The organism is Anaerobacillus sp. ABA4_114 (assembly GCF_056159065.1).
In genome coordinates, this window is sequence record NZ_JBSWUM010000001.1 from 3255773 (window position 1) to 3273951 (window position 18179).

Sequence of the window (18179 nt, forward strand, 5' to 3'; positions counted from 1 at the left end):
AGTCAATCTTTTATTCTATGACGATAAGCTAGTTATGAAAAATTCAAATAATGTGATGGCCCTTTGGTAAACTCCTTGCATATAAGGATTGGCTTCATTCTCTAGAATCTGTCGCAATCTTAATTCAAACCCAACCCAGTTATAAAATAACGGTGGTTGCAACTCTAAATTAGCACCATGTCTCTTCATTTGTCACATTGCAACAAGTGGAGCGCTAAACGAGCTCCACTTGTTGGGTGAGCCACGTTAATAATATAAAACTTCTACCTTATGACACTTCGAGCATTTTTCGAAGTATTGATCTCCTTCAAAGTGATGATCACACTTTTCTTGAAACGCCTTTAATTGGTTCTCCAGTAATGCAAGGTGTTGTTTCGTAACTTTCATTTCCTCTTCTAGTTGATGAACGTTCACAATGCCGCCCCCTAACGTTATCGGTAAATTGACGATCCTGATTCTTTAAACTCTGTCGCTTTCTCCTTCATCCCTTTTTCAATATCCTCTTTCGTAAAATGGTCATTTTCTTTCGCCAAATCACGGATATCTTGAGAAATTCTCATACTGCAGAATTTAGGTCCACACATCGAACAAAAGTGTGCTGTTTTTGCTCCCTCAGCAGGTAAGGTTTCATCATGATACTCTACTGCACGTTCTGGATCTAACGACAAGTTGAATTGATCTCTCCACCTGAATTCAAACCGGGCTTTCGAAAGGGCATCATCTCGTAGTTGAGCTCCTGGATGTCCTTTCGCTAAATCAGCTGCATGTGCCGCAATCTTATACGTGATTACCCCTTCTCGCACATCTTCCTTGTTTGGCAATCCTAGATGTTCTTTTGGCGTAACATAACAAAGCATCGCCGTACCGTACCAACCGATCATGGCTGCACCAATTGCAGACGTAATGTGATCATACCCAGGAGCGATATCTGTTGTAAGCGGTCCTAATGTATAAAATGGCGCTTCATCACATAGCTCAATTTGTTTGTCCATGTTTTCTTTAATCAGATGCATAGGCACATGTCCAGGCCCTTCCACCATGACTTGAACATCATATTTCCACGCCAATTTCGTTAGTTCCCCAAGGGTTTCTAATTCAGCAAACTGTGCGTCATCATTGGCGTCAGCAATGGACCCAGGACGTAAGCCATCTCCGAGTGATAAGGAAATGTCATAGGTGTTTAAAATCTCACATATTTCTTCAAAATGCGTATATAAAAAGCTTTCTTGATGGTGATACAAGCACCACTGTGCCATGATTGAGCCGCCCCTAGATACGATACCCGTTAACCGCTTAGCCGTAAGCGGCACATATCGTAATCGAACACCGGCATGAATCGTGAAGTAATCGACACCCTGCTCTGCTTGCTCGATCAATGTATCTTTGTAAACCTCCCAATGATCGCACGACCTTTTGCCACTTCATCTCGAACAAATTCTGGATCCATCTTTTCTCTAAGTGCGATGAATTCCATTTCAGGAGTGATGACTCCTTTTCTTGCATAATGCAGCTGCGAAACGTTCCTTCCCTTCTTAGCTCTGAGTGGTTTTCGATTTAACCGAGGGAAATGTTTCATACGGGAATCATTTTCATCTTTGTATCCATTATCTTCAGGCTTCATTTTACGCCTTTCATACTCTTCTACGTCTCCACGTTCAGAAATCCAGGTTTCACGAAGTGCTGGAAGCCCTTTTTCTAGATCTACAGAATAATGTTGATCTGTATATGGACCGCTTGGGTCGTACACACGGACCGGAGGGTTCTCCTCATCCCCGAATGTTCCAGAAGTTGGACTCAAAGCGATTTCACGCATCGGCACCTTGATATCCTCTCTCGAACCTGAGATATACACTTTTCGACTACCTGAAAAACTAGACATAATGGAAATGCTCTCATTGCTTGGTGTAGATGTTGACATCATAAACTCTCCCTTTTTTTGAAATAAAGGACGAGATGAATCAACCATGTGCAGAAGCCTATCAAAACATAAAAAAGCCGGGTCCATTGTACTTCATCGGACCCGGCTCATATGTAAACAGACGTTGCGTTACAGTGATGATCGTTCTAACTTCCCTACGCTGGTATGATCCAGATCAGGTCCAAAGAGTCAAGAAACTTTAAAGCGTTTCCTTCTCAGCCCAGCTCATTGGGCTCCCCTAGTTAACTCTATTGTATTTGCTTCTAGTATATAGGAGTCTTCTAAAAATACAATAGCTACCGTTATAGAACGATTCTATTTACCTATGCCTAACGATTACCTCTTCTATCAAATTTCCTACGATGTTCATGCTATGATTGAGAGGACGATACGTTTATAAAAATGGAGGCGACAACAATGAATTACGAAAAACTACACTGGAACGAAGATCGTTATTATGTTGGCCTAAGCTATCCAGGTTCCCTTTCCCTTAACTCCTTAGAAGAAGTGGATCTACCGTCTTTCTGGACAACGTTCTCGGAGCAATTCATGAACCGTCACGTGAGTCACCTTGTCGAAAAGGAAGAAGCGATCGGCTATATGAAAGAAATCGAGCACGGAAGTTATGCATACACAGCAGCTTGTGAAGTCACAGCATTCGGTGAAACGAGTGATTTTGAGAGAATCATCATTCCAAAAGGAACGTATTTATCCTTTGAAATCAGCTTTCGTAATAAAGACCGTGACATTAAATCAGTCTATGATTTCATACAAAAAGAAAGACCGTCGGAAATCGACCTTTCTTATTGCTTCGAATATTATCCAGAATCCTTTAACCATGAAGATGAAGAAACATCGCTTTATTTCATCGTTCCTCGTAGTGAGAAGTAGCTAGAGCTAGAAGATGTACGTGGCAAACTAGAACTTTTCCCTTTCACCTGCTTTAACGTCGCTACGATCAGAAAGCTGACGATCACTAAGAGAAGCCACGAGCTTACTTTTCCAAGGTGAACAAGACTCCAGGCATCTCTCTGGTTCGGGTATTCCCAGGCGCTGAAGAAAGTCGCGATGTTCTCTGCGATCCATATGAAAAATCCGATAAGCACAAATGAAAGCGCGATCGGCATACGGTATAGCTTTCCTCCAACCTCATACGTGACCCATGATTGAAAGAAGACGATGATGACGAGCGCTGATAACCACCAGCGAACATCAATCCAATAATGATGAGTGAAGAAGTTTAGGTAGATTGCAGCCGCAAGTGGAACGACGAGCCACAAAGATGGCCAATTGACGAGCTTTACGTTTAACCTTCTCCATGCCTGACAAAGGTAGCTCGCAACGCTCGCATACATAAATCCGCTGTACAACGGTACCCCAAAAACCTTTGAGTAACCCTCTGCCGGATATGACCATGAGCCCATGTGCACTTTAAAGAGCTCTAGGGCGAGACCGATGAGGTGAAACATCGTGATCACCTTCAATTCATCCCGCGTCTCAAGACCAGAACGAATCATCCACCACTGCATTACTAAACAGATTAAGAGTAGCCAGTCATATCTCGGCAATAGGGGGAGCGGAACGAATTTCGTAAGAGCTAAGGAAGCAAAGATAACGACCGGAAACAAGCAGGATAGCGCTTGCTCCCACCCGAACCTGACGAGCTGCTTAAGTGGCCCCATCACTTACCGCTCTCGTTTTTATATTCCAAAATATCGCCAGGCTGGCATTCCAATGCCTCACATATCGCTTCCAACGTTGAAAATCGAACAGCCTTCGCTTTTCCATTCTTCAAGATCGAAAGGTTCGCCATCGTGATGCCCACCCTTTCCGAAAGTTCCGTCACACTCATTTTTCTTTTTGCTAACATCACGTCGATATTAATAATAATCGCCATGTTCTTCACCTCAAACCGTTAGATCATTTTCAGATTTGATTTCGATCGCACTCTTCAATAACTTCTGAAGAACAGCCGCAAATACTGCGATCACAAGAGAAGCAAAGATGATGACTAATCCGATCGCAATCACGCCTGGAGCATCATCCCTCTCTCCAACTATATAAAAGAACGGCATAACGAGCATATACAACACACTGATGGTTGCTGCAGAAAACTTGATCGTTCGTAGCGACTTCACAGAGGAATCAGAAAACGCTTCTTCTTTATCGATGAAGCTTAACAGTTTTAGAGCTTGATACAACGCAACATAGAACGGAATGGCAGCAGCATACATTCCAATTAAAATAGGATAAAGAAATGTTTGACCCTCAGCTGCTTCAGACGCAATCGCTGGTAACGCAAAGATACACAGCGCAAGTACCGCAACCCCAATGACGACTACAACGATTCTTAAAAAATTCGTTGAACCTAGTTTCAATGTAAACACCTCGCTTGCTTGATATGTTGAATATAACTCATAATTTATTGTTTTTCAATAAATAATTATTAAATATAGATATGTTTTTATTGTTAATGTATTCTCTTGATACTAGATTTTCAGAGGAATTCACACAAAAAAAACTTACCCCCATTGGGATAAGTTTTTCATTCCTCACTTAAAGACATATTCTAGCCCTCTAGGAAACGTTTCACGCCACCATAGTACGTCATGTCCACCGTTAAACACATCATACTTTACATCATAGCCATTTCGTTTGAGCGCTGAATACGTTTGGTTATTGGCTTCTTGTAACGCTGGCACTTCCAACTTGCCTGCATTCATGTAGATCCGTACAGGATGTTGCTTCGACTCATTTCCCATGTGATGAACAGGCCAATCCACCCACTTCTTATGATTGAATGAACCCGATTGTGATAGAACCCCACGGAATAGGTCAGGACGTGAAATTGCACTATAAAATGCGGCTAATCCTCCTAAGCTAGCTCCTCCTAAAACGATTTTGTTTTGATTCACTCTGAACGTATTGTGAATCCACGGTAAAAGTTCATCTGTTAAAAATTGAGTGAACACATCGTTTCCAACAAACTCCGTAAAGCGGTCTGGGCTATCCACCCCGATCATAACCGTTGCAGGAATTTTTCCATCATCATATAAATGATCGATCATAGCAGGTGCCGGGATGGCATCTGTATACTGGAAACCATCGAATAGAATCAACACGTTCTTAGGCGTGTCAACTTCAATAGGATCATAGATCCAGAGATTTCGTTCATTATGTAAGACGCTGCTATTGAACACTTCCTTGTAGACGGTCCCCTTCTGCGTCACATTCATAGCGGCTAGCTCCTCATCAACTTCAACGTATGAGATTGCCGTATGAGGGTCACCGGGTACTTCAGAAAATTCCATTGTGTTTGGGTTTAATGGGTCTAAGATCATGTGCTTGAACCTTCCACCCCAATCATCACCATAGTCATCATTGATTGAGAAATAGTACGTGCTTGCGAATGCACGATCTATAAGAAAGGATTTTACCCAGATGTCGCTTTCTTCAAGCCTCGTCATGTCTCCTCCTTGTAACTCCCACCCTGGAAAACTACCTAAAACGTGAACGCTCGAAGTGTCTTCATTTCCAAAGTAGATAAAGTGAATTTCGATCCCATCATCTACGTGTTTCACAATCGGTGTCTCGAGTTGTTTCATGATAGAAATCTCGTTATAACTAAAAGGGCTTCGTATTTCTTGTATATTCATACCTTTCCTCCCACGCTCAATAACCGCACTCGATTCGAGTGCGGTTCCTTTTATCTTCGTTTATTTTCATCTTGCTTCAACCAATAGCGAACGCCTTTCCCAGCAAGCGGCTCATCCATATGCCTCGGAATCACGTGAAGGTGACTATGTGGAATGAATTGACCTGACACTTCACCAACATTCCAGCCGACTGTATAGCCATCAGGTGAAAACCGTTCGTCGAGGTAGGCTTTCGCTCGATTTAAGAGCGTATATGTATCGAGCCATTCCTCTTCAGTTAAATCAAAAGGGTCGCTCCTATGCTTTTTTGGAACGATCACGCCAGAACCCTTCAACACTCGTTGTTCATTGTCATGCTGAAGAAAATAACATGTTTCACTTTCAAACACGATCGTTTGGTTTACATCGCTGTATGGATTGCAAAATGGACAATCTTTTTTGTACATCAGCATCCCCCTCCACTTCTAAAAATTCGATAGGACATGATAAAAGTCCTCTAAAAATACCGGGATAGCCCTCTTATAGGTATCGTATACCATCCCGCTCCAATGTCTGCAATCATAAAAAAAAAGACCAGGGTCATCATAAGATTTCCCTGGTCTTTCAGGTCAAGCACTTTTTAACTCATTTTTCTTTTCGGTACGGTCGATCACTGAAGAACCGACAAGGTCTCCAGTAACGTTGAGTGCTGTTGCACCCATACCAACAAGCGCATCAACAGCAGTTAGCAATGCTACTGTTTCCATCGGTAAGCCTACCTGAGAAAACACTGTAGCGATCATGATGATTCCTGCACCAGGAACACCTGCAGTACCGATCGATGCGAGCGTTCCTACGAGCACGATCGCAAGCATATCCGGGAAGCTTAGCGGTGTGCCGACAACGTTAGCGGCGAAAACAGCGGATACCGCAATTCGTATCGCAGCTCCATCCATATTGATCGTAGCACCTAACGGTAAACTAAAACTATATAAGCTCTTTGAAAGGCCAAGTCCTCTTGCCGCATTTAACGTCACCGGTAGCGTGCCTGAACTACTCTGCGTAACAAAAGCCGTGATCATCGGCGTACGTGCATTTTTGAAAAACTCACCGGGTTTCACTTTGAAGAACAGCATCGCAATCACATAGATTCCGATTTGTACAGCGAGTGCAATATATAACACCACGATCATGTTTCCTAGTGAAAGAATGGTGTCGATCCCCTGGTTACCAATCGTCTTCGCGATGATCGCAAAGATTCCGATCGGAACGTATTGTAGCACGACGTTCATGATCTTGAACGTGGCTTCGTTCAGTCCGTTAACAACTTTATAAAGATGCTCTCCAAGCTCAGCTGTTTCAATTGAACTTCTAAGAGCAGAAATCGCGATTCCGAAAACGAGCGCTGTAAAGATGATTCCAAGAAGGTTCATCTCACTAAACGCCGTCACGATATTCGTTGGAACGATGTTTAGTAAGACGCTCACCACGCCTGGATTTTCTGGCACTTCAACGCTTTCGTTCGGAGTGAGGTTTAATCCTTCTCCAGGATTGAAGAGGCTCGCAACCGTGATTCCGACGATCATCGCAACCGCACTGGAAATCACATAAAAGCTGAACACCTTTCCGCCCTTACGCCCTAAATCTCCAAGCTTCGTTTGGTTTACCCCAACGATCAGTGTGAAGAGAACGAGCGGTATGATGAGAAACTTTAATAGATTAAGTAATAGATCACCGAACGGCGCAAGCACAGCCGCATCTTCACCAAAAACAAAACCTACGACAATCCCTAATAGAAGTGCTATCGTAATTTTTAATATTAATGAGGCATCAAGATAGCCTCGAAATAGTTTCTTCATTCCCTTTCTCCCCTTGCAAATAAACTAATATTAGTCCTATGAATTTACTAGGAAATAAAGATACCTTACATTTTACCGAAAGTCAACGGGTATGCCTGAGGTAAAATGCACCTGTCGTAGCACGAGCGATCATCTCGGGCTAAACAGCATGACAGATACACCGACCAAACAGATTCCCGCTCCCAACCAATCATAAACATCAGGTGTCTTCTGATCGACACCCCATCCCCATAATACTGAAAGAATGATGAACACCCCTCCGTATGCCGCGTACACACGACCGAAAGATGGGAATGCTTGAAAGGTTGCGATCACGCCATACAGCGCAAGCGTTATCCCACCGATCACGCCGTAATATGAAGGATAGCCATCCCGTAACCAAAGCCAGATGAGATAGCCTCCACCTATTTCAGCTAGTCCCGCAAGAACAAACAATAATAAAGAACTGACCATACTATCACGTCCTTCTTCCAACATGCGCTTGATTATAAATCATTACCATTGTTTTCTTAAAATATGAAACTATTCTCTTCCTCCATCGTCTAAGATTAAATTACCGATACAGCTTTTAAGAAAGGAGCTGATAATTCTTGGAAAATGTACACTCGATTGAAGACGCAACGCGTGAAGAAACGATCGTTCACCTTATGGATGAATACGGTGACATGGTCAAGAAGCTTGCTTTTACATATGTAAAAGACTTGAGCACAGCAGAAGACATCACACAGGATGTGTTTATAAGCTGCTATCACCATCTCAATACGTTCGAAAAGCGATCAAGCTTCAAAACTTGGCTTTACCGCATTACGGTCAATCGTTCATTAGATACGTTAAAAACACATGCTTTCAAAAAATGGCTGCCTTACAGTAAAACTTACCACCCATCGAATGAACTCACACCAGAAATTAAGCTGATTCAAAAAGACGACCAACATGCTGTCACCGAGTCGTTGCTACAAGTACCACATAAATACCGAGGCATCCTCTATCTGTATTATTATGAAGAATTAAGAATCAGAGAAATTAGCGAAATAACGAAACTGAACGAAAGCACAATCAAAACACGACTAAGGAGAGGAAAGCAAATTCTTAAATTAGAACTCGAAAGGAGAGGTTTACAGCCATGAATCATGACCTAAAACAAAAACTTCATGAAGAAACGTATGAAACCATCTCATTTTCTAATGCAGGAAAACAGGCGGTCCTCCATCATATCTCATCTAAGAAGAAGAGGAACCCATTACAGTTCTTACTCTACACGGCTTCAACAGTGGTAGTATTAGCGGTCTTTGGAGCGATTATCTTAACAGGTGGGCTAGAAAAGACCGATCCATCAGCTGTGGATGAACCAAATCCCCAAGAACAATCTGTTTCTGTTAGCGAAGGGAATTCTACCAGCTCTTCTGGACTCGATAAAGAATGGACTGATGTGACCGTCCCGAGCGACGTCGTCGAAACTCATCCTACAAGTGCAAAAGAGATGATCGCTTTCTATGCTGAAACGTTAAATGCCCCCGTCCCTGAGCAGCATGACGATGATCACATGTATTACAAAACCATAGGAGCAACATCGATTCGAGTCTCTCTTGTTGGCATAACCGTTCAAGGAGAAGCGATTGAAAAAGACTTTGAAAATCTAAAAAACCTCTCGATCCTTCTCAATAACGAAGAGCGCAAACGATATGAACACTTAAACTTAGATGGAACAGTAGCTCCTACTCGATATCTTGATCAATGGAAGGAACCGAGTGAACGAATGAAAGTCGGCATGACGTATTTAATAGGGTTAGTGAATGACCTTAATATCACCATGAATGAAGCAGAAGGTTCACCATCTGGTTATTCATACATGCTCGATGGAGACAGCGTGTCTGAAGTTGAAGCACTGATCGCGGAAGAAGAACTCGTAGATTACTGGCGAGATGAATAAGTTCTTACACAAAAAGGAAGCTGCCTCATAAATGAGACAGCTTCCTTTACTCGTTGTTATCCTTCTTTATGCTTCCCTCTTCCGAAATAAAAGATTCCGAAGAAGATGCCAAGTGCGGTCATGGCAAGGGATAAAATCAATCCTGCCCACGGTCCAACACCTGCGATAAACGGAACCGAAAGCGCCGTGACGAGACCACCACCTAGGAACGGTTCATACACGAGCTGTTTGTAACCGAACGCTTCGAACGCAGGTGATTCGTTATCAGGGTCAACGATTCGCATCAAGAGAAGCCCTGTTGCCGTAACACCCATCGACTGACCAAAGTCTCCGATTCCTCGTTCGAACCAATAATTCGGTATGATCTTTGGCGCGAGGAATAGGAATCCGAATAAGTTCCAGGAGATCCCGGCTACAGCTAGAATCAAGAATGGAACGAGGTAGTCACCGATTACTTCGAGTGATACCGTCGCAATTGCTGAAATGATCAAGATGTCTAATGCAAGTCCTTGAATACGGTTGATCATGCGGCGATCGACCAGGTTGTACTTATCATTTTTATTAAAGAAGATTTGTAGAATGATTCCGCCGAACATTGCGATCGGAAACAGCGGGATGTACGTCATGAAGCTTGAGCCTGTCCACTGAGAGATCGTAATCGCTTCTAGTCCGATCAACCCTTGTAAAATCAACCAACCTATCAAAATGGCAACCATAATGATCGAGAGATGGAACGATAGCGGCTCGATCGACTCAGGTCGGAGCGTCATCTTTCCAGCTGGCTCTCGGTTTTGATACTCCATGATCCCACTCTTTCGGAGGTCAGAGAAACCATCAACGTCTTTGATCACTTCTGTTTTGTTATTTCTTACTGCCCAGTTGATCAGAATGATTCCGAAGATCACACCTGACAGCACACCGACTGTCGCAAGTCCAATCGCTAAGTCGAACGCTTCCGAGAAGCCTAGCTCTTCGAACGTACTCGCCATACCTGCTGCCGTACCGTGACCGCCCTCAAAGGCGACCTCGATCAGTGCCCCCGCCATCGCTGGAATATCGAAGAACGGTGTAAGGATGAGTAAGACGACTAATAGACCGATCACATATTGTCCCCAGCCGATTGCCCAACCGAAGGCGAGCTGCGGCCCGCCGTACGTCCACACGTCTTTAAGCTTCGGCATCGTCGCGCCAAGGAATAACGATGCGAACACCACGTTGATCATAAGTCCTGGGAGCGCCGCCCACACCTCGATGATCGTATCTGTCATAATGCCGTTCGCTAAGAAATGCCCTTCCGAGACGAAAGGAGCGACAAGCTTACCAAGAACCTGAGGACCTAGGAGCAACGCGATAAAGCCCCCTATTATGGATGCAGGTAAAAAAAGATCTTGCAAAATTTTCACTTTCACACGTATGAGTTTTCCGATAAGAAGAAAGACACCTATATATAATAGCGCAAACCCTATTTGATCCGGACTCAAAATGAACCACCTCGTTACATCAAATTTCTAGCTGCTTCGAATCACATCATAACAACCTTTACTTTTCGTTCCCTCGTAAAAAAAGGTGTTAAACGTGTTTCAAAAAAAAAAGACTTTTCAATTTTTTCAATTGAAAAGTCTACTCTAGAAATGTGATAGGTGAAGCGCTAGTTCTTTAATTCTGTCATCTGTTTTCGCTTCGATTTCATCTCTTTCAAGATTATCCGAGTAGAGGGTATCTCCTTTAATGATATGGTCAGATAAGTTAAGAAGGCTGATCGCCTTTCTGCAGTATTTCTTTGCGACAGCAAACGTCGTTGCCGTCTCCATATCGACTCCAATATACCCGTCATCCGCCCAGGAGGCGACGAGTTCGCTCGTTTCAGCATGGATCGCACCCGTTGTGAAAATGGGTCCTTTTACGTAAGAATAATTTTTTTCCTCACAAAACCTGATTGCTTCTTGAACAAGTCCTTCGTCTGCTTCGACCGTTTTTCTCTCAGGTAAGTACCAGTGTGATACCCCATCTTCCATCGCTGCCGACGTCGCTATAAAGATATCACCATACTGCACATCATGAGACAACCCGCCAAAATAGCCCGTTTGAATGAACGTCTCAGTTCCTAGCACGGAGAACCGATGGGCAACTGACGCTGCGATCGGGCCTCCAAACACATTTGCAAACCCAATCCGTCTGTCGCCGTATGTCCCTACGATCGCATTCCAATCCGGGAGCCATTGATCGTGATGAAGAAGCTCCTTCCAACTCGCTAAATTCCATTCATGTTCCCATTCTCCGTGTAAGATAAAAGCGTCAGGTACATCCTCAGGCTTTATTTTCATCGCGTTCAACCAATCTTCTTTTTCAAAATCTCCATAAAGCTTCATTTGATCCCCCTAACTATGAGAGCGTTCCTAATAAACGTTCGAGTTCATTCACCATATCTGGAACCCAGTCCTTCGCTTCTGGAATCGCGTCCACACCATAATCGATCAGCCATCTAAGCATATAAATCGTCCAGCAGATGCCGCCCATCGTAATCTGCCAATCTAGATCAACTGCTAATTCCTCCGTGACGTTATTTCGATACGCATCGATCACTTCTTTTTGACTTACTCCGTACTCTTCGGCAGAGGTAATCAAGCAGTATAGATCGCCAAGGTGCGGGCTAAGATTGGCATTGGCCCAGTCGATGATCTTGAGCGTTTTGTTTATGCCTACCATATTTTTTGGATAGTAATCATTGTGAGTAATGGTAACTGGGAAGCGTTTATACAATTGTTCCAAGTGTTGTGGAAGAACGTCTAACGCACGTTGAAGAATAACGTCCTGGTTAATTTCTAACAGCTGATGCTGCTTTTTCAAATGTACAAGATCGTTGATCAACTTATCTTTTTTTAAGTAAAAAACATCTTTGATGCCAGTGCCCTTATTCGCTAGCCTCGATCGGACTTCAGTCCTCATCGCTGCTAATTTTCTGGCTGCTTCTATAAAATAACGTCCATCAGGGTTTTCTTCGACACTTTTCCCTTTTACATCTTCCATCAGTAAAATGCCAACTGAGCCTTCTGAAATCGCATTATAAATAATTGGTGAATCAACTTTAAGGGGACGAAGCAGATGTTCATAAACGGCTGCCTCGCGGGAATTCTCTCCCATTCCTTTTTTTGCAATCATCGTGTTTCCACCTGGCATCGTGACTCTCCAAACTTCTGAAAGTGACCATTGTCGTAGAGACTTCCATACGACAGCATTCTTTAAAGCAGGAACAAGATGAATATACTCCGTCCAAGCTTGTGGCGTGTTCATCGCTTCACCCCTTTTTTGGTGGTTAGTATAAGAGGAATGATGAAGCTCTAGCACCTTCATCAATTTTCCTCAGCGTCTTAACCAATATATGTCATCGCTTCTTTCAACATCTCTTCAAATCTCTCAGGATATTCGTGGTCAAGACCTGATATGATCTTCAACTTGTGCTGAATATTTCGCTTCACTAAAAGCTCTCCAAATCTGTTTGCACTTTCAATACAGTCTTCATCCTGGTCTCCGCATATGATGTAGCCTTTTACATCTGTACCGATGTTGTCGAGCAACTCATCCCACTCTTCTACTTCTGGCAGCCACGGAGCAACAAAGATAAACCCTTTAACAGGTAAGTTTTTTGTCACCATGGCGTGAAGGGCTACTCGACATCCAGCTGAAAAGCCTCCGATCGTGATCTCATTAAATTGATCGACCAATCGCTCCGTATGATTGACGACTTCATCTGAGCCTTTTTCAAGATCTTCCCATTCGTATGCATCCGTAAACTGAATTTGAGACGACTGTGGAAGAGCGAGAGCCATTCCCTCTGTAACGACCGAACGCCAATATTCTTTCGTTAAAGCAGCATTTTCCTGATCACCGTGTAACGCGATGAGTAGTGGTTTTTCTGCTCCATCTTCACCGATGAGCGTTAACTCAGGTTTAGCCGTTGCTTTCGCTTCTTCTTCCCTTTTCTTACAAATCTCCGCGAGTTCCTGAAACTCGCCTGTATCTTTAATGGAGTCTAAATCTTCATCTGCCATGAGATAATCATAGGAATACCAATACCCATGGTCGATGACAGCTTCTCTCATCAATGTTAATGCTTCATCTTTTAGGTCAGAAGCTGCAGCGAGCGCATATTGAAAATTATAAATCTGCGTTCGATTCCCTTCGACTTCATCAGCATGCTCTTGAATATAGCGGAAAGCTTCTAAGCTTCCATCGTTTTCATATGTTTCGATCGTCTTGTTCAGTAATTGTGTATATGTCATGTCTCTCATCTCCCAATGTTTCACTCGCCACCGCTCGGAGCGTATGACTGATCTCGTACGACGACAGTTTCGGGGACGAATTTAATGAGAACGTTGCTGTCTCCCAATCCCTGAAAGTTTGGGGACCACTCTGCTTCCTCTGGCCCAAGATACCTTCTGAGCAGGCGATAGGCGATCCCTTTATCAAATGGGACGACCGTTGCCTCACCTCTAAACCCTGCATGAAAAACTTCACCAGTGCTGCGATCAAAATCCACGATGCCGATCGCACACTTCGGATACTGCTCAATTCTTGCTGGAAACGTATCAGAAGGTGGTGTACCAATGATCCAAATACACTCATCTTCCCAGTAAAACCAAACAGGAGACTCCCTTGGCCCCTCATCTGCCATCGTAGATAGATGTGCGAACAGAGGCTTTTTCATAAATTCGTCCAAGTCAAAACTTCGCTTTCCTCTTAATACTTTCATTATGTATCACCCTTCATTTAAAAGTATGGAAGGCAATCTGTAAATGCCTAAATTCATGTTGCAAATCGGACTATTTCCGCGAATTCAATGAGATATCCGCGGAATATTGAATATATCTGCGAAATCTCCTCTTTTATCCGCGATATCAAGAAAATATCCGCGAAATACCTTAAGCCACACCTTCCCCACATCACACCAAATATTTAACAGCACAGCAAACGCATATTCTTTCCAACATTGAAAAAGCTAACAGATGTGCAGATGAAAAGGGGCAATGGACTATGTACATATTAGGAGCGCTATGTTGGATCATTGCCGCTAGACTTTTTGGAGACTGGCGGCATTGGGAGAAATACCATCACACCATCCTTTATTTTATAGCATGTGATCTTCTCTATAATTTCCTAACTTACAAATACCCGCTGTGGGAGTATACGGAAAGCAATTTTTTACCGAACCATACATCGATAAACTTAATCATCATGTTCATCGTCTACCCATGTTCGGTTTTAATCTATATCCCTTATATGGATAGGTTGAAAAGAACATCTACAAAGCTCCTCTTTCTACTCTCATGGGTCGTGTTATACGGATTCTTCGAATGGCTTTTCACAGTTTTGGATTTATTTCACTATCACCACGGCTGGACGTTAATCAGTTCGATCGTCTTCGATTTCATCATGTTTACCATGCTCTATTTACATTACAAACGCCCTCTAATCGCTTATGTAATTTCCATTCCAATCATCATCGTCTTGCTCATTCTGTACGATGTTCCCGTAAGCAATTGGAGATAGTCAAGGAGGATGAACGTGGCACTTGCGATCGCAATGACCATTTCCTTATTCCTGATTCAGATAACGATCTTCCATAGAAAAATGCGAAGCTTTCTCGAAAACTCCATCGTGTTCTTCGGTGTTTCCATCTTTATCATGAATTACTTGACAATTATTACATGGAACATGAAATTCATCTCCACATCAGATGACAACACGTTATTTCTAACCTTCTTACTGCATCGGAACCTCATCGCACCGTTAATCATTATTCTTTTTATCAATACAGTTAGCATGTTAACGAGTCGAAAAGCAAAGTTTGGCCTTTTTGCTTGTACCTTGCTAATCATGCATACCTTTAACGTAGGGTCCGTCTATTTTAAAGTTGAGGTATACAACGAATGGAACTTCTTTTTTGCGATCATGATGGACTGTATCCTTCTACTCATCGGCCTTGCTATGCTCAAATTCGTTATGATGCTGCGAAGGAGAGAGCACTATGAAGGTTTATGAACGGGCTTTTGACCTAAACGAATGGTTCGTTATTCTTAGCGTACTTGTTTTGTTTTCACTTATATTTATACTCCCAAAACTTTTCTCTACTTTAGAGACGGTCGGCTATAGTTTATTTGGATTGTTCATCGGAATGTTTAGTGACCAAACGCTAAGCGTTAGTGCATGGGACTTTTATGATGTAAATGATACTGCCGCCTATCAGGGAATCGATTTCTTAAGCTATGTGATGTACTGTCCATATAGCTACTTCTTTGTTTACATTTATGTAAAACTAAACATCAAAGGCTTTTACTCGATTCTCTACATCGTCATTTGGACGGTCGTGTCGATGATGATGGAGTGGATCGGGACGAAAATAGGCCTCTATCATTTTGACAAGGGCTACTCGATGGTTTGGTCTGTGCCGATCTATCTATTGTTTCAATCGATGCTGCTGACTTACTATCACTTAGTAAAATCAAACTAACGCTATCGATACTCACAGATTCCGCTCTCAAACGCCTCAACATCATTGTGTTCGATACCATGAAGAGCTTCCTGCAATGCGAACGTGTTTTTATAAAACGTCACGCGTTCTAGAAGGTCCTCCCCTTCAGAATAAAATGCAAGACACCTCTCTACGAATTCGTTTCCGTAGCTAGCTAAAAGCCCTGCAAAATCATAGGCTGGATCTCCGATTTCCGTTTCCCCAAAGTCGATGATTCCCGTTATCTCACGTTTCTCAGGGTCCCACAAAATATTTGAAGCGCCAAAATCACCGTGAATCCGCTTCTTATGTACATGGGTCTCTTTCACGTTTTCAAGAAAGGATTCGAAAAGGTTGGAAACATCCTTTCTCGCATCTTCCCTCATATGTTGGAATAACAGGTTCTGTATCCTTACATATAAACTCTCAACCTCATGATGAATCGCTGCGTTGCTTTGTTCGATTGGAACCGAATGAAGCTTTGAAAGAAATGAACCGAGCTGATTCGCAATTCTCTCTTTATCTTCCACAGTGATTTTCTGAAATTCTTCTTTCCAAAATGGTTCCCCTTCTATCAACTCGTACCCCGCGAAAACCTTCCCAACCTCCTGCGTCTGTAACGACTGATACGTAGGGAATGGAACGGGGAGCGTCACATGTTTTCTAACTTCTTCAAGGACCGCCGTTTCATTCTTCAGCGCTAGAATCCCTTCATCATACTTCGGAAACCTGAAGACAAGATTCTCGTTCACAATGACGACATCATTGTTTTGACCAATGGTGTTTTGTTCTAGCTTCCTGATGGTTAACTCGGGATAAACCGTATTGATTTGACGCTCAAAATCACATGTCATAGCCTTTCTCCTTTTCTTTATATAGTAAGATCATACCTATTCTGAGCCCACAGGTTTACATTCAGTCCCGCTCGGTTATATATCCTGTGTGGTTAACATTACCAAATCAACAACGCATCGGAAAACACTCTCATGTTTTTAACACTTCCATACGTGGAAGAAGAAACATGAAAACAAGTTGAAGGAGAGGATTAAAATGAGTAGAGATCCAAAAAGTGCAGCAGCAGAAATGAATCAAGACAAGAAAGATGATATTCTAGAGAACTTCCAGCAATTCAAAGACTATCTTGGTGATCAAGTTCAAAAAGGTGAAAAACTTGGTCTTGGTGAAGAAGGGTTAACAAAAGGTGCTAAGCGTGTTGGTGACTACTTAGCAAAGCATGAAGATCCTCGAAACCGTGAGCAAAAAGTATTGAACGAGCTATGGAACGTAGCGAATGAAGAAGAACGTAAGCACATCGCTCATGTTCTCGTTAAGCTTACTGATGAAACAAACAAGTAAGTTGATTTCTAAACGATTAGCACGTTATTGTGTGAAATAGAGTGTTACCATTTAAGGATGGTTTTACGAGCCCTGGCTCTCACTGGAGATGTGAGTCAGGGCTTTTTTATGCTAGCCATAAGTCTTTTGCTTGGGATTCAGATAAGCCAAGCACATTTGTAAAATAACCATGGAGCGGTGTAGATTGATCCCACATTCTATAGCACGCGATCAGACTTGAAATGCGATTATCAAAATGGTCTTCCACTAACGACTTCACAACTTTTTTGCTTCGCCAGTAGTCATAAAAAGCCCCCGCGCACCCATTTTTCTCGCCATATCGATAGCCCGCTTTACCAAACTCACTCAAACAATACTCACCGAACTCTTCTTTGTAGCTCTCGATCAACATTTCCTCAACTTCTGAAGTTTCCTGAAACTTTTGTTCAGAGAACATGAGCTTACTTGGGATATATTCACAAAGCCCCTCTTCAAACCACATGTTCACGTCGTCACCCTCAAAATCATCGTGAAAGAAATCCGCGTGATGGGTCAATTCATGGGCAGCGATGGCTGCTACATCAAGATGATTAGTCGAAGAGTAGTACGCTTCGGCATGCTCCATCCCTTCTTTAACCGTTGATAAAAAGAGTTCCTTCCAAACCGCCGGATCAGGACTGAGATGGATGAGGTCTCGAGACGTATACGCTGGGATAGGGATATCAGAATATAGCTCGGTAGCTGACTTCAAATCGTGAAAGACGATTCCACGCGGTGCTTCGAACGATGTGATGTCTTTAAGTGCTTCTGAAAACTCCTTCAACACCTCGATCACTTGTAAGCCTTGTGCTTCAATCGTTTCTACATATAAGGTGTCGGTGACAGATATCGCATATTGCATGTCCTCTTCTCCTAACGCAGTGTTTTTCCAATTTTGGAAATAATAGTATAACCATAACATAAGAGGTGCGAACAAAAAAAGACACATCTCAAA

Annotated in this window: 23 protein-coding genes, 1 pseudogene and 1 riboswitch; of the genes and pseudogenes, 7 read left to right on the forward strand and 17 right to left on the reverse strand. The window is 42.8% G+C overall.

The genetic code is table 11. The annotated features are described in order from the left end of the window. Positions 1-15: 15 nt before the first annotated feature. The 3 genes and pseudogenes from ACXAEY_RS16805 to thiC all read right to left on the reverse strand — a co-directional run bounded on the left by ACXAEY_RS16805 (position 16) and on the right by thiC (position 1918). On the reverse strand, positions 16-189 hold the full coding sequence (locus ACXAEY_RS16805) for a hypothetical protein (RefSeq protein ID WP_474813565.1): 174 nt from the start codon (positions 187-189) through the stop codon (positions 16-18). A gap of 57 nt (positions 190-246) precedes the next feature. Continuing rightward, positions 247-414 carry a serine protease gene (locus ACXAEY_RS16810; RefSeq protein ID WP_474813567.1) on the reverse strand — a complete coding sequence of 56 codons (168 nt, stop codon included), beginning with the start codon at positions 412-414 and terminating at the stop codon, positions 247-249. 17 nt (positions 415-431) lie between these two features. Further along, positions 432-1918: pseudogene (gene thiC, locus ACXAEY_RS16815) on the reverse strand (phosphomethylpyrimidine synthase). 135 nt (positions 1919-2053) lie between these two features. Further along, positions 2054-2168, reverse strand: a riboswitch (TPP riboswitch). 167 nt (positions 2169-2335) lie between these two features. Here thiC and ACXAEY_RS16820 point away from each other — a divergent pair. Beyond that, entirely contained in the window at positions 2336-2809 is a 474-nt protein-coding gene (locus ACXAEY_RS16820) for a GyrI-like domain-containing protein (protein ID WP_474813569.1), read from the forward strand. Here the strand turns inward: ACXAEY_RS16820 and ACXAEY_RS16825 are convergent. The 7 genes from ACXAEY_RS16825 to ACXAEY_RS16855 form a co-directional block, all read right to left on the reverse strand. Further along, the gene (locus ACXAEY_RS16825; protein WP_474814868.1) at positions 2779-3600 is read right to left on the reverse strand and encodes a DUF817 domain-containing protein; all 822 of its coding nucleotides are present in this window, start codon (positions 3598-3600) and stop codon (positions 2779-2781) included. The genes ACXAEY_RS16820 and ACXAEY_RS16825 overlap by 31 nt on opposite strands. Beyond that, positions 3600-3824, reverse strand: coding sequence for a helix-turn-helix domain-containing protein (locus ACXAEY_RS16830; RefSeq protein ID WP_474813571.1), 225 nt, complete (start codon positions 3822-3824; stop codon positions 3600-3602). The genes ACXAEY_RS16825 and ACXAEY_RS16830 overlap by 1 nt, the downstream gene beginning before the upstream one ends. 1 nt (position 3825) lies before the next feature. Beyond that, complete coding sequence (locus ACXAEY_RS16835; RefSeq protein WP_474813572.1) at positions 3826-4296, reverse strand: DUF2975 domain-containing protein; 471 nt, start codon at positions 4294-4296, stop codon at positions 3826-3828. A gap of 174 nt (positions 4297-4470) precedes the next feature. After that, positions 4471-5574 carry an alpha/beta hydrolase-fold protein gene (locus ACXAEY_RS16840; RefSeq protein WP_474813574.1) on the reverse strand — a complete coding sequence of 368 codons (1104 nt, stop codon included), beginning with the start codon at positions 5572-5574 and terminating at the stop codon, positions 4471-4473. A 50-nt stretch (positions 5575-5624) separates the two neighbouring features. Next, positions 5625-6020 (reverse strand): HIT family protein, encoded by a 396-nt coding sequence (locus tag ACXAEY_RS16845; protein WP_442865142.1) that lies wholly within the window; start codon positions 6018-6020, stop codon positions 5625-5627. Positions 6021-6182: 162 nt separating this feature from the next. Beyond that, complete coding sequence (locus ACXAEY_RS16850) at positions 6183-7412, reverse strand: dicarboxylate/amino acid:cation symporter (RefSeq protein ID WP_474813576.1); 1230 nt, start codon at positions 7410-7412, stop codon at positions 6183-6185. Positions 7413-7541: 129 nt separating this feature from the next. After that, positions 7542-7865, reverse strand: a complete 324-nt coding sequence (locus tag ACXAEY_RS16855) for a YnfA family protein (protein WP_474813578.1) — start codon at positions 7863-7865, stop codon at positions 7542-7544. Positions 7866-8002: 137 nt separating this feature from the next. Between ACXAEY_RS16855 and ACXAEY_RS16860 the strand changes: the two genes are divergently transcribed. Then, positions 8003-8539, forward strand: a complete 537-nt coding sequence (locus ACXAEY_RS16860; protein WP_474813580.1) for a sigma-70 family RNA polymerase sigma factor — start codon at positions 8003-8005, stop codon at positions 8537-8539. Continuing rightward, complete coding sequence (locus tag ACXAEY_RS16865) at positions 8536-9342, forward strand: hypothetical protein (protein WP_474813582.1); 807 nt, start codon at positions 8536-8538, stop codon at positions 9340-9342. Before ACXAEY_RS16860 ends, ACXAEY_RS16865 begins: the two co-directional genes overlap by 4 nt. Positions 9343-9398: 56 nt before the next feature. Here ACXAEY_RS16865 and ACXAEY_RS16870 read toward each other — a convergent pair whose 3' ends face one another. The 5 genes from ACXAEY_RS16870 to ACXAEY_RS16890 form a co-directional block, all read right to left on the reverse strand. Next, positions 9399-10823, reverse strand: coding sequence for a sodium/glutamate symporter (locus ACXAEY_RS16870; RefSeq protein ID WP_270180886.1), 1425 nt, complete (start codon positions 10821-10823; stop codon positions 9399-9401). A gap of 144 nt (positions 10824-10967) precedes the next feature. Then, entirely contained in the window at positions 10968-11711 is a 744-nt protein-coding gene (locus tag ACXAEY_RS16875) for a nucleoside phosphorylase (RefSeq protein ID WP_474813584.1), read from the reverse strand. Positions 11712-11724: 13 nt separating this feature from the next. Continuing rightward, positions 11725-12633: a phosphotransferase gene (locus ACXAEY_RS16880; RefSeq protein WP_474813586.1), complete on the reverse strand. Its 909-nt coding sequence runs from the start codon at positions 12631-12633 to the stop codon at positions 11725-11727. A 77-nt stretch (positions 12634-12710) separates the two neighbouring features. Continuing rightward, the gene (locus ACXAEY_RS16885) at positions 12711-13631 is read right to left on the reverse strand and encodes an alpha/beta hydrolase (protein WP_474814871.1); all 921 of its coding nucleotides are present in this window, start codon (positions 13629-13631) and stop codon (positions 12711-12713) included. An 11-nt stretch (positions 13632-13642) separates the two neighbouring features. Then, positions 13643-14092 (reverse strand): pyridoxamine 5'-phosphate oxidase family protein, encoded by a 450-nt coding sequence (locus ACXAEY_RS16890; protein ID WP_474813588.1) that lies wholly within the window; start codon positions 14090-14092, stop codon positions 13643-13645. 281 nt (positions 14093-14373) lie between these two features. Here ACXAEY_RS16890 and ACXAEY_RS16895 point away from each other — a divergent pair, with 281 nt between their 5' ends. Genes ACXAEY_RS16895 through ACXAEY_RS16905 form a run of 3 tightly spaced genes read left to right on the forward strand, consistent with a single transcriptional unit; the run spans position 14374 to position 15850 of the window. Beyond that, the gene (locus tag ACXAEY_RS16895) at positions 14374-14889 is read left to right on the forward strand and encodes a CBO0543 family protein (protein WP_270180881.1); all 516 of its coding nucleotides are present in this window, start codon (positions 14374-14376) and stop codon (positions 14887-14889) included. Positions 14890-14904: 15 nt separating this feature from the next. After that, the gene (locus ACXAEY_RS16900; protein ID WP_474813590.1) at positions 14905-15381 is read left to right on the forward strand and encodes a hypothetical protein; all 477 of its coding nucleotides are present in this window, start codon (positions 14905-14907) and stop codon (positions 15379-15381) included. Further along, positions 15368-15850 (forward strand): hypothetical protein, encoded by a 483-nt coding sequence (locus ACXAEY_RS16905; RefSeq protein WP_474813592.1) that lies wholly within the window; start codon positions 15368-15370, stop codon positions 15848-15850. Before ACXAEY_RS16900 ends, ACXAEY_RS16905 begins: the two co-directional genes overlap by 14 nt. A gap of 2 nt (positions 15851-15852) precedes the next feature. Here ACXAEY_RS16905 and ACXAEY_RS16910 read toward each other — a convergent pair whose 3' ends face one another. Further along, positions 15853-16704: a phosphotransferase family protein gene (locus ACXAEY_RS16910; protein WP_474813594.1), complete on the reverse strand. Its 852-nt coding sequence runs from the start codon at positions 16702-16704 to the stop codon at positions 15853-15855. 196 nt (positions 16705-16900) lie between these two features. Between ACXAEY_RS16910 and ACXAEY_RS16915 the strand changes: the two genes are divergently transcribed. Further along, positions 16901-17206, forward strand: coding sequence for a DUF3243 family protein (locus ACXAEY_RS16915; RefSeq protein ID WP_474813596.1), 306 nt, complete (start codon positions 16901-16903; stop codon positions 17204-17206). Positions 17207-17312: 106 nt separating this feature from the next. Here the strand turns inward: ACXAEY_RS16915 and ACXAEY_RS16920 are convergent, their stop codons facing one another. Next, complete coding sequence (locus ACXAEY_RS16920) at positions 17313-18086, reverse strand: hypothetical protein (RefSeq protein ID WP_474813598.1); 774 nt, start codon at positions 18084-18086, stop codon at positions 17313-17315. Positions 18087-18179 lie beyond the last annotated feature (93 nt).